Below are 11877 nucleotides of genomic sequence, written 5' to 3' on the forward strand. Positions count from 1 at the left end.
ATTTCCGGATGCCTCGATCGTCTCCAGATCGAGTGATACTAATTGCTCTGGACAGTGCACCGTCCGCCCGCGGTCCGGGCGGAGGGAGGATGCGAGGAGTCATGACCATCACGGCCGAACAGCGGCGCGCCCAGATCCTCGACGCGGTCCGGGAGCTGGGCACGGTCCGCGTGGTGGACCTGGCCGAGCGGATCGGCATGGCCCCGGTCACGGTGCGCAGGGACGTCGCCTTCATGGCCGACAGCGGGCTGCTGCGACGCTCGCACGGCGCCGTCTCGCTGCCGCGCGACGAACGGTCCTCCGCCGCTGCACCCGGTCGCGAGCTGGTGGTCGGCATGCTCGTGCCCACGGTCGGCTCCTACTTCGACGAGGTGATCGACGGTGCGCGCCGGGCGGCCGCCGCCGCGGGGGCCAGGCTGGTGCTGGGCATCGCCTCCTACGAGTCGGGCGAGGACATCGCCCAGGTCGAGCAGCTGCTCGACGCCGGCCTGAACGGGATGCTGCTCACTCCCAACTGGCGCCCGGACACCGACGACGCCGACGGCGCGGACGCCGCCTGGTTGCGCGAGCTGCCGGTGCCCGCCGTGCTGACCGAACGGATCGCGCCGCCGCAGAGCGCCGCGGCCGCGCTGGACTCCGTCGGCTCGGACCACCATCACGGGGTGCTGCTGGCGCTGCGTCACCTGCGGTCGCTCGGTCACGAGTCCGTCGCGCTGGTCGCCCGCCAGGACAGCTGGACGTCCCACCAGGTCCGGGTCGGCTACGCCGAGGGCGTCCGGCTGCTGGGCCTGGAGCCGTACCCGGTGATCGACGTCAAGCGTCCCAGCCTCGACTCCGACGCCGTCGCGGCGCGGGTCGCGGAGGCCGTGGCGGGAGGCGTGCGCGCGGTGCTGGTGCACAACGACCAGGAGGCCATCCAGCTGACGCCGCTGCTGCGGGCCCGCGGCCTGCGCGCCCCCGACGACGTGGCGCTGATCTCCTACGACGACGTCTTCGCCGCGCTGGCCGCTCCCCCGCTGACCGCCGTCTCCCCGCCCAAGCGCGCGGTGGGCGCCGCCGCGCTGGACCTGCTGATCCGCCGGCTCGGCGAGGGCGACAACCTGCCGGTTCACCATGTCCGGCTGCTGCCCGAGCTGAAGATCCGCACCTCCTGCGGCGGCGGAACCGGCGCCGAGAGCCGCTGACCCCACAGCCGCGTCCCCGTGAGGGCCCCGACTGCGGGGTCAGCCCTCAGCACAGCGGCACGCAGCCTCAGCGGCTTCAGCGGCTTCAGCAGAGGGCGCCGCAGGAGCCGCGGACGTTGAGCGCGGGCAGCAGGTCGACGCGGCGCGCGGGCACCGTCGCGCCGCCCTCCAGGCGGCGCAGCAGCAGCTCCATCGCGGTGGCGCCGACGGCGCGCCGGGGCGGTGCCACTGCCGTCAAGGGCGGGGCGGCGAGGGCGGCGAACACGTCGTCGTAGGAGATCAGCGCCACGTCGTCGGGCACCCGCAGGCCGCGGGCGCGCAGCAGCATCGGGAGCTGGACGGCTTCGTGGTCGTTGTGCACCAGCACGGCGTGCACTCCCTCTCCGGCCAGGTGCGCGATCCGGTCGGCCAACCGCACGACCTCGGCCTGCCCGGCCTCCGGGCTTTGCGGATCGCGGACATCGAGGACCGGAAGCGGCGTCATCCCCAGGTGCCGGACGCCCTCCGCGTAGCCGGCCCGCACCTGGTGGGCGGTCCAGCTGTCGTCGCGGGCGGCGAGCAGCACGGAATCGTGGCCGAGCGAGGCCAGGTGTCGCAGGGCGAGGAGGACGCCGTGGCGGTGGTCCGAGGCGACCGAGTCGAGGTCGGCCGCCCGCCGGCCCGGCTCGGCCCGGCGCTCGACCAGCACCGCCGGGACCGGCAGCTCGGCCAGCCAGTCGAGGCCGCCGCGAGCCTCGGGCGACCAGTTCGGGCTGAGCAGCAGCCCGTCCACGGACTCCTCGAGGAGGTGGGCCACCTGGGCCTGGTCGTCGCGTGCCCCGTAGGCGGCGATCCCGAGGACGAGCCGGGCCCCTCCGGCCGCGGCGCGGGCCCCGCCGATGATCTCGTCGAAGTACGAGCCGACCGTGGGGACCAGCATGCCGACCGACGGCACAGGGCGGGCCGACGCCGCTTCGGACGCTTCGGGCGCCGCGGGTACTTCGGGTGCTGCGAGCGCTGCGGACGCACCGACGGTGACGGCGCCGTGCGACCGGTGCAGCTGCCCGGCGACGGCCAGCGCGGTGAGATCCCGGCGCAGGGTCACGGCCGACATCTCCAGGCGGTCGGCGAGCTCGACCACCCGCACCGTGCCGAACTGGCGCACCGCACTGAGGATCTGAGCCCGCCGCTCCGACGCCGGAAGGGTCACGGGACACCTCTCCTCCGTGCGGACGGACCATGGACGATCAAACGCTACCATTCGATCCGCCTGCGATCACATAGTCCCAGTCGAGACCATTCGCGTCACGATGCATTGACGCTCGCGTGGAAAGCGCTTACCTTTCCACCCACCATCGGCACGGAGGGTTCGATCAAGGAGGACCTCATGGCAAGGATGATGAGCCGTCGTCAGCTGCTGCAGTTCGGCGGTACGGCCGCCGCCGCAGCCGCCGTCACCCCGTTCCTACGCCCCTCCTTCGCCTTCGCCGCCGACACCTACGACGCGATGCGGACGACGTGGGTGGGCCTGCTCACCGGCAGCGGGTTCGACGCCACCGCGGCGCCGTTCTCCACCGCGCTCGCCACCCTCGGCTCCCAAGCGGGCTCGGACCAGTCCTCGATGGCTCCGGCCACCGGCTCGCTCTGGCCCGACCTGCCGATCGGCTCCGTCTCCGCCAACGTCACCAGCAGCTACTCCCGACTGAAGACCATGGCCCTGGCCTACGTCCAACCGGGCACCGGCCTCACCGGCAGCGCCTCGCTCGCCTCCGCGGTCACCACCGGGCTCGACTGGCTGTACAGCCATGCCTACACGCCGACCACGACCAGCTACGACAACTGGTGGGACTGGCAGATCGGCGCCCCGCAGGCCCTGTTGGACACCGCCCTGCTGCTGTACCCCTCCCTCTCCTCGACGCAGCTCGCGAACTACTGCGCGGCGGTCGACCACTCCGTCCCCGCCTCGACCGTCGCCACGTACAGCGGCACCAGCACCGGCGCGAACCGGGTGGACCTGTGCCGCGTGCTGATGCTGCGCGGCGTGCTCGGCAAGAGCTCCGCCCCGCTGACCACCGCCCAGACCGCGCTGTCGCCGGTCTTCCCCTACGTGCTGAGCGGCGACGGCTTCTACGCGGACGGCAGTTTCGTCCAGCACACCTACATCCCCTACACCGGCACCTACGGGGACGTGCTGCTCGGCGACATCAGCAAGCTGCTCACGCTGACCGCAGGGACCACCTGGGCGATCACGGACCCGGACGTGCAGAACATCTTCACCGCCGTCACCGCCTCCTACGCGCGCTTCCTCTACAACGGCCTGATCATGGACGGCGTCTGCGGACGCGCGGTCAGTCGCGGCGTCCAGCTCAGCGATCCGCTGCGGATCCAGCAGGACGACAACACCCGCGGCCACGGCGTCGTCTCGGACATCCTGCGGCTCGCCGAGTCCGGCGCGGCCCCCGCCGCGCAGTCCGCGGCCTGGAAGTCGATGGTCAAGGGCTGGCTGCAACGCCAGTACTACGAGCCGATCCTGAAGGACGCCGGTGTGCAGATCCCCGAACTCGCCCGCGCCCAGGCCCTGCTGAACGACTCCACCGTCACCGCCACGGCGGAGCCCGTGAACAGCGTGGTGCTCGGCATGGACCGCGCGGTCCACCGGCGCGCGGGCTGGGCGGCGCAGCTGAGCATCTGCTCGTCCCGCACCACGTTCTACGAGACCGGCAACGGCGAGAACCTCAAGGGCTGGCACCAGAACAGCGGGATGCTCTACTGGTACGGCGACACCTACGGCGACGGCCAGTACGCGGACGCCTTCTGGCCGACCGTCGACCCGTACCTGCTGCCCGGCACCACCGTCTCCACCCTCGCCCTCGCCGACGCGGCCGGCGGGGCCTGGGGAGCGTCCCACCCGGACACGGCCTGGGCCGGCGGTGTCACCGACGGCACCTACTCCGTCGTCGGCCAGGACGTGCGGGGGCTTCAGTCCACCCTCACCGGCAGGAAGTCCTGGTTCCTGCTGGACGACTCGATCTACTGCCTGGGCGCGGGGATCACCTGCGCCGACGGGACGGACGTCCGGACGACCGTCGACAACCGCAACCTGGGGACGGGCAACAGTCAGGTCTTCACCGTCGACGGCGCCACGCAGCCGACCACCCTCGGCTGGACCCAGACCTTCACCGACCCCGGCTCCATGGCGATCGGCGGCATGGGCGCCTGGGTCTTCCCCGAGGGCGGCACGGTCCACGTCCAGCGCACGGCCCGCAGCGGCGCCTGGTCCGACGTCAACACCGGCTCGTCCACCGCCCCGCTCACCCGCAACTACCTCTCCCTGTGGTTCGACCACGGCACCGACCCCAGCGGCGCGGGCTACTGCTACCAGCTGATGCCGGGCGCGACCGCCGCGCAGGCCGCCGCCCGCGCGGCGAGTCCGAACGTCAGCGTCCTGGCCAACACCTCCACCGCCCAGGCCATCAGCTGCTCCTCGCTCGGCCTCACCATGGCCGACTTCTTCGCCGCCGGCAGCGCTGGACCGATCACGGTCGACGGTCCGTGCTCGGTGCTGATGCGCGAACAGGGCGGCAGCATGACGGTGGTGGTGTCCGACCCCACCCGTGCCTCCACCACCGTCAAGGTGACGATCGCCCGCAGCACCTACGCGTCCGCCACCTCCACCAGCGGGGTGACCGTGCTGTCGACCTCCGGCCAGGTCGTGCTGCTCGCCGAGACCGGCGGCACCCACGGCGCGGGCCGCACCGCCACGCTCAGCTCCTCCGGCACCGCGCCCGCGAACGCGACCGCCGCCCGGCTGGGCGCCGTCGCGACCGCCTACGTCCGCGACGGCTCCTACGCCGCCACCAACTACGGCGACGCCACCACCATGGTGGTGAAGAACGCCAACGCCTCAGACAACGGCTACAACCGCAGGTCGCTGCTGAAATTCGACGTCTCCGGCGTCAGCGGCGCCGTCTCCCGCGCCGTGCTGTGGGTCTACGGCAACGTGCAGGACTCCGGCGGGACGACGACCACCCTCCAGGCGTTCGGCACCTCCTCCGACACCTGGACGGAGTCGACGGTCACCTGGGACTCCGCGCCCGCCGTCACCACCGCGTTGGGAACCGGGATGATCTCGACCGGAGCCGACTGGGTCGCCCTGGACGTCACCGCCGCCGTCGCGGCGGCACAGACCGGCGCGGGCGGCGACGGCACGGCCTCGCTGGCCGTCTTCGAGCCTCTCGGCGCCGCCGGCCTGGCGACGGTGCTGAACACCAGGCTGAGCACCGCCAACCCGCCCCGACTGGAGGTGGTCGGCAGCTGACCGACCGCCGGAACAGATGCCGCCCGCTGCTTCGACGAGCAGCGGGCGGCGCCGGTTTCGCGGTGCGGTCCTCAGCCTCCGAGACCGGCTCCCAGCCGGGCCAGACAAGCGGCGCCCGACGCGAGCAGCGGGGCCAGCGGAGCGGCGTCCGGGTACCAGGGGGCCTCGTACTCCCAGGAGACCCAGCAGTCCGAGGGCAGCAGGCGGAGGCAGTCGGCGACCGGCAGCGTGCCCGCGCCGAGCGGGAGCGGGGTGAGGTCGCCCGGCCCGAGGACGTCCTTGACCTGGACGTAGCCGAGGTGGGACCGCAGCGCCTCCCAGCTCTGGGACGGCGTCTCCCCGGCCAGTCGGGTGTGCAGCAGGTCCCACAGCGCGCCCACGGCCGGGGCGTCGACGAGGTCGAGCACACGGGCGACGTCGCGCCCGGCGCGGTGCGAGTCGTGGGTCTCCAGCAGCACCCGCACGCCCAGCGCCCGCGCCTGCTCGGCCACCGCCGTGAGGCGGCGGGCGGCGCGCCCGTCTGCTTCGTCGGCCCCGGCGGCCGACCCCTCCCCGCCCTGCGGGAACACCCGGACGTAGGACGCGTCCAGATCGGCCGCGAGGCGGAGGTGGTCGAGCAGCCCGGCGACCAACGGGGCGTCCTCGCCGGGCGCGGCGATCCCGAGGTAGCTCGCGACGGCCAGCGGGGTGGTCCCCGCCGTCGCGAACTGCCGCCGGATGCGCCGGCGTTCGGCGTTCGTCAGCTCCGGGTGGACCGGTTCGCCCGGCGCGCAGCGCAGCTCCAGACCGGCCCAGCCGTGGTCGGCGGCGAGGCGGAGGACCTGGTCGAGCGGTGTCCCGGGCAGCCCGAGGGTGGAGAAGGCGAGCCGCATCCGTTCAGCCCTTCTCCCTCGTGCGGTGGACGTCGACGTGGTCCGGGTGGACCACCGCCTCGTCCTCGGTGCCGTCCGGCCAGACGACGCGGACCGACGATCCGTCAGCGTGCACCTGAAGGTCCGCGAAGGGGGCCGACGGCAGGCGGGACAGGCGGGCGAGGGAGACGAACAGCGAACGCTCCCCGCTCGTGCGGCCGGTCAGCACGGGGAGCCCGCCGACCTCGCCGAAGGCGGTGCCGGTGGGCAGGCCGACCGCCTCGGCCGTGTCGTAGCCGACGAGGCCGCGGAGCGCCGAGGTCGGTCCGCCGCGCTCCGGGTCGGCGGCGGCCACGGCGAGCAGACCGTCCGTCCGTGCCTCGGCCGTCCCTCCGGCGACGGCCCAGCCGCTGTGCCGGACCTCGGTCCCGGGGGCGGCGCCGGTGACCAGATGGACGTGGACCTCGTCCGGGCCGTGGGCCAGGACCAGCGACAGGACGCCGACGCCGGGCAGTTCGGCCCCGCCGACGCGCGGCGCGTGCGCGGAGGCGGCCCAGCCCCGCCCGGCGCCGACCGGTCGGATCCGGCCGCGCTCGCTCGGCTCGCCGTCGACGACCAGGCCGAAGTGGTTGTCGGCCGGGCCCTGGTGGGCGGGAGCCGTGGCGGTGGAGTAGCCGAGCCTGGCGTAGAGCGGGTCGTCGGCGAGCACCTGGTCGGCGGGCTGGTTGTCGCTGCCGTGGTTGTGCAGTCGCACCAGGCCGTCGGCGGCGGTGGACTGGAGCAGCCAGCCGGGGGCGGGCAGCGCGACGACGGCGTCGGCGGCCTCCACCGGGGCGTCCTGCTCGGGGTCGGTCCACACGGGATGGTCCGGCGGCAGCAGCAGGCCGAGGAAGCCCTTGCTGGCCCAGTAGGGCGAGGCGGGCCCGGAGTACTCCTGGACCATCGGCGGATACGGGCCGAACCAGCCGAGCGAGAGCAGCCCGTCCGGTTCGAGAGCGCCGCGGTCGAGGAAGTAGCGCAGCGCTGCGGAGGCCAGCCGGCGGGTGGCTCCCGGTGCGAGCGGGGTACGGCCGGCGAGCGCTCCGGCCCACAGCGGAGCGGCGGCGGCGAAGCGGTAGGTGAGCGAGCGGCCCTGGTGCATCGGTGCGCCGTCGGCGCCGAACATCCGGGCGTAGCCGCCGAGATGGGCGGCGAGGCGGCCGCCGTAGGTGTCGAGCAGTGCGCGGTCGCCGCCGAGGTGGGCGTGCAGGACCGGGTAGAGGTGCAGGGCCCAGCCGTTGTAGTGGTCGAAGGCGCGGGGGCGGCCGTCGGTGTACCAGCCGTCGCCGAGGTACCACTGCTCGATCATCGCGAGCCCCCGTGCGACGGCGGACTGCGCCGCTCCGTCCTCGTCCGCGCCCGCCTCGACGAGGAAGCCTCCGACGGTGAACGGGAAGAGCCACCAGTTGTTGTCCACGGGCGTGTGGTGCAGCGCCCCGGCGAGGTAGGCCCTGGTGCGCTCGCGCACGTCGTCGTCGAGGCGGTCCCAGAGCCAGGGGCGGGTGAGCCGCAGGGACAGGGCGATCGAGGCGGCCTCGACCATGGCCTGGTTGCGGTCGCCGACGGCGAGCCAGGAGACGGGGTCCTTGTCGCTCAGCTCCCGGTCGGTGGTCGGGGTGCGGGTTCCCTCGGCCAGCCCCTCGGCGTACCAGGGCAGGAGTCGGTCGGGGTCCGCGCCACCCGCTCCGGCGACGCGGAAGGCGGCCAGCAGGAAGGTCCGGGCGAAACCCTCCAGCCCGTCGGAGCGGGTGCCGGAGACGCTCGGGCGGGGTCCTGGCAGGTTGACGAGCGCGTGGCCGGGTCCGGCGTGCGGCCGTACGGCGGCCAGCAGGCTGTCGGCAACCGCTTCCCAGTGCGACCTGGTCCAGCCGGTGTGCGGGCTGAGCTGCCGGTCCTCGGGCGGGAGGTGGATCGGACTCATGACGGATTCCTTGATCGTGCGACGGCGGAGGCAGCTGAGCGGCGGATCAATACGGCATCACATGTGAGCGAATGATCTGATGGTGGCGGCCAGTCGCACCTGAATCAGCGGCTACGCCTGGATCGTTACCAGAAAGTGGCGTGCAGTCATCGTATCGAGTGAGATCATTTGATCCTCCGCTCTTGACTCCGATCCCAACCGGTCGCAAGATTGCCGCACCTGAACCGCCGGTGGTCCTGTCCGCTCCGGCGACCAGCACCCCACTCGGGCATTCCATCCCCCTCACCAGGAGCCGTGCCATGTCCACTCACCGCACCGCCCGCCGCAGAGTCCTCCGTCTCGCCGCCGTGCTCACCACCTCGGCGCTGTCGATCAGCCTGCTCGCGGCCTGCGGCAGCAGCGGTGGCGGCTCGGCTTCGTCCTCGGCGAGCAGCCACGGACCCGTCACCATCACCTTCTGGGCCTGGGCCAAGGGCACCCAGCAGGTCGTCGACGCCTTCAACGCCTCGCACAAGGACGTCCACGTCGACTTCGAGCAGATCCCCTCCGGTGTGGCCGGCGGCTACGCAAAGATCTCGGACGCGGTCAAGGCGGGCAACGCCCCCGACCTCTTCAACGTCGAGTACGCGGCCCTGCCGGACTTCGTCAGCCAGGGCGCCGTACAAGACATCACCTCGCTGGTCCCGGCGGGCCTGAAGGCGAAGTACCTCCCGCAGTCGGTGGAGCAGACCACGCTCGGCGGATCCACCTGGGCGCTGCCGCTGGACGCCGCGCCGCAGGCGCTCTTCTACCGCAAGGACCTCTTCGCCAAGGCCGGCATCACCACCCCGCCGACCACCTGGGCCGACTACCAGGCCGACGCGGTCAAGCTCAAGGCGGCCGAGCCGAACACCCGCATCGGCACCTTCTTCCCGGACGACCCGAGCACCCTGGAGGCGTTCGCCTGGCAGAACGGCGCGCACTGGTTCTCCAGCAGCGGCGACACCTGGAAGATCGCCGTGGACTCCCCCGCGACGAAGAAGGTCGCCGACTACTGGGACGGCCTCGTCTCGAAGGACCTGGTCCGCGTCCAGACGTCGTTCAGCCAGCAGTGGACCGCCTCGCTCCAGAAGGGCGAGACCGCCGCGTACCTGGGCGCGGCCTGGGGCGGCGGCGTGCTCCAGGGCACCGTCGCGGGCGCCCCCGGCAACGCGGGCAACTGGGCGGTCGCCCCGGTCCCGACCTGGGACGGACAGCCGGCCAGCGGCATGCTCGGCGGCTCGACCTTCGCCGTCTCCAAGGACAGCCAGAAGGCCCAGGCCGCCGTGGAGTTCGCCACCTGGGCCACCACGACGCCCCAGGGCATCCAGGCGCGCATCGCCTCCGGCACCTCCTCGATGTTCCCGGCCGACCCGGAGCTGCTGCCGGCCGCCAAGGCCGCCTTCAACACCAGCTTCTACGGCGGGCAGGACATCTACGCGGTCTTCACCGCCGCCTCGAAGACCATCGTGCAGGGCTGGCAGTGGGGCCCGGGTCTGAGCGTCACCAACAGCACCCTGAAGGACGCCTTCGCCAAGCTCGGCCAGGGCGGCACCATCGACGGCGCCCTCGGCTCCGCGCAGTCGGCCACCGTCTCCGACCTCGGCACCCTCGGACTCAAGGTCGCCCAGTGAGTCTGCGCACCGCCGACACCGCCCGCACCGCCGGCACCGCCCGCACCGCCGGCACCGCCCGCGCCGTCGCCCCACGGCGGCGCGGGCGGTACGGGGCCCCCGCCGTCCTGCTGGCCCCGTTCCTGACCCTGTTCACTGCGGCGACGCTCGTCCCGATCGGCTACGCCGTCTATCTGAGCCTGTTCACCGAGCACCGCTCGGGGCTGGGCTTCGGCCCTGTCCAGACGGTCTTCACCGGCCTCGGCAACTACACCCGGGCCCTCGGCGATCCGGTCTTCCGCGGCGGCTTCACCACGATCGCGGAGTACTGCCTGCTCTACATCCCCGTCATGGTCGGGCTGTCGCTGACGGTGGCCCTGCTGCTGGACTCGGCCCTCGCGCGGGCCAAGCGCTTCTTCCAGCTGGCCCTGTTCCTGCCGCACGCCGTCCCCGGCATCATCGCCGCACTGATCTGGGCGTATCTCTACACGCCCGGCATCAGCCCGGTGGTGGGCGCGCTGGGTTCGGCCGGCGTGCATGTCGACCTGCTCGGCCACCCGCTGCCGGCCGTGGTCAACATGGCCGTGTGGGAGTGGACCGGCTACAACATGGTCATCTTCTTCGCCGGGCTCCAGGCCCTGCCGCGCGAGGTCCTCGAAGCCGCCCTGGTTGACGGCGCCGGGCCGCTGCGCACCGCGCTGAGCATCAAACTCCCGCTGATCAAGGCGTCCATCACCATGGTCTGCCTGTTCACGCTGATCGGCTCGCTCCAGCTGTTCACCGAGCCGATGATCCTCCAGGGGGCGTCGTCCCAGGTCACCACCAACTGGACGCCCAACATGTTCGCGTACTCCGCGGCGTTCGGCCGCAACGACTACGGCCTGGCGGCCGCCTCCTCGGTGATGCTCGCCCTCGCCGCGGCCGCCCTCTCCTTCATCGTCACCCGGGTCACCCGCACCCGCTCCGAGCGCCGGACGGAGGCCGCCCGATGAGCGCCGTCGCCACGAAGGAAACGGACACCGCGCAGGAGACCGGCGCCGTGAGGTCCGCGACCGCCGGCCGGTCCCGGCCGTGGTCGCTGTCGAAGACGGCCGTCAACGGGGCCCTGGTGCTGGTCACCGTCTACACCCTGCTGCCGCTCGGCTGGCTGCTCACCGCCGCCGCCAAGAACACGCCCGACCTGCTCGGCGGCAACGGGCTGACGCCGTCCAACGTCCACCTGGTCCAGAACCTCCACGACCTGGCCACCCAGGACGGCGGCATCTACTTCCGCTGGTACCTCAACTCCCTGCTCTACGCCGGGCTCGGCGCCCTGCTCTGCGCGCTGGTCTGCGTCTGCGCGGGCTACGCCTTCGAGGTCTACCGGTTCCGGGGGAAGGAGAAGCTGTTCGGCCTGGTGCTGCTCGGCGTGCTGGTCCCCACCACCGCGCTCGCGCTGCCGATGTACCTGCTCGCGTCCGAGATCGGCGTCGTCGACACCTTCTGGGCCGTCTTCATCCCCAGCCTGGTCTTCCCCTTCGGCGTCTACCTCTCCCGGGTCTTCTGCGCCGGCTACATCCCCGGCGAGGTCCTGGAGGCGGCCCGCATGGACGGCGCCAAGGAGCTGCGTATCTTCTGGTCCATCGGCCTGCGGATGGTGATGCCGGGGTTCGTCACGGTGTTCCTGTTCCAGTTCACCGCGATCTGGAACAACTTCTTCCTGCCGCTGGTGATGCTGTCGAACACCAAGCTGTTCCCGGTCAGCCTCGGCCTGTACGTGTGGAACTCGCAGACCCACGGCAACCCCGAGTTCTACCCGCTGGTGGTCACCGGCTCGCTGCTGGCCGTCGTCCCGCTCGTCGTCGCCTTCGTCGCCCTCCAGCGCCACTGGAAGGCCGGCCTGACCGCAGGAAGCGTCAAGTGACACCCGTCGCCCCGAGTTCGTCCGGCGTCCCCGGGAACCCAGATCCGTCCG

General features: G+C 72.6%; 8 protein-coding genes. 5 read left to right on the plus strand and 3 right to left on the minus strand.

The window, feature by feature from the left end; all coding sequences use genetic code 11:
- The first annotated feature begins 101 nt into the window (after positions 1-101).
- A complete protein-coding gene (locus tag TR50_RS24940) occupies positions 102-1184 on the plus strand; it encodes a LacI family DNA-binding transcriptional regulator (RefSeq protein WP_042426145.1) in 1083 nt (360 codons plus the stop codon).
- 85 nt (positions 1185-1269) lie between these two features.
- Here the strand turns inward: TR50_RS24940 and TR50_RS24945 are convergent, their stop codons facing one another.
- Complete coding sequence (locus TR50_RS24945) at positions 1270-2373, minus strand: LacI family DNA-binding transcriptional regulator (protein ID WP_042426148.1); 1104 nt, start codon at positions 2371-2373, stop codon at positions 1270-1272.
- A gap of 177 nt (positions 2374-2550) precedes the next feature.
- Between TR50_RS24945 and TR50_RS24950 the strand changes: the two genes are divergently transcribed.
- A complete protein-coding gene (locus TR50_RS24950; RefSeq protein WP_176572858.1) occupies positions 2551-5481 on the plus strand; it encodes a polysaccharide lyase family 8 super-sandwich domain-containing protein in 2931 nt (976 codons plus the stop codon).
- Positions 5482-5552: 71 nt separating this feature from the next.
- On the opposite strand, the gene TR50_RS24955 is transcribed toward TR50_RS24950, so the two are convergent.
- On the minus strand, positions 5553-6353 hold the full coding sequence (locus TR50_RS24955; RefSeq protein ID WP_042426151.1) for a sugar phosphate isomerase/epimerase family protein: 801 nt from the start codon (positions 6351-6353) through the stop codon (positions 5553-5555).
- Positions 6354-6357: 4 nt separating this feature from the next.
- A complete protein-coding gene (locus tag TR50_RS24960) occupies positions 6358-8292 on the minus strand; it encodes a DUF2264 domain-containing protein (protein ID WP_042426154.1) in 1935 nt (644 codons plus the stop codon).
- Between the two features lie 299 nt (positions 8293-8591).
- Between TR50_RS24960 and TR50_RS24965 the strand changes: the two genes are divergently transcribed.
- The 3 genes from TR50_RS24965 to TR50_RS24975 are packed head-to-tail and all read left to right on the plus strand — an operon-like array spanning position 8592 to position 11826.
- Complete coding sequence (locus TR50_RS24965; protein ID WP_042426156.1) at positions 8592-9944, plus strand: ABC transporter substrate-binding protein; 1353 nt, start codon at positions 8592-8594, stop codon at positions 9942-9944.
- 2 nt (positions 9945-9946) lie between these two features.
- Positions 9947-10915: a carbohydrate ABC transporter permease gene (locus tag TR50_RS24970; RefSeq protein WP_084700953.1), complete on the plus strand. Its 969-nt coding sequence runs from the start codon at positions 9947-9949 to the stop codon at positions 10913-10915.
- A complete protein-coding gene (locus tag TR50_RS24975) occupies positions 10912-11826 on the plus strand; it encodes a carbohydrate ABC transporter permease (RefSeq protein ID WP_042426158.1) in 915 nt (304 codons plus the stop codon). The genes TR50_RS24970 and TR50_RS24975 overlap by 4 nt, the downstream gene beginning before the upstream one ends.
- Positions 11827-11877 lie beyond the last annotated feature (51 nt).

Source organism: Streptacidiphilus anmyonensis, from assembly GCF_000787855.1.
In the GTDB taxonomy this organism is placed as follows: domain Bacteria; phylum Actinomycetota; class Actinomycetes; order Streptomycetales; family Streptomycetaceae; genus Streptacidiphilus; species Streptacidiphilus anmyonensis.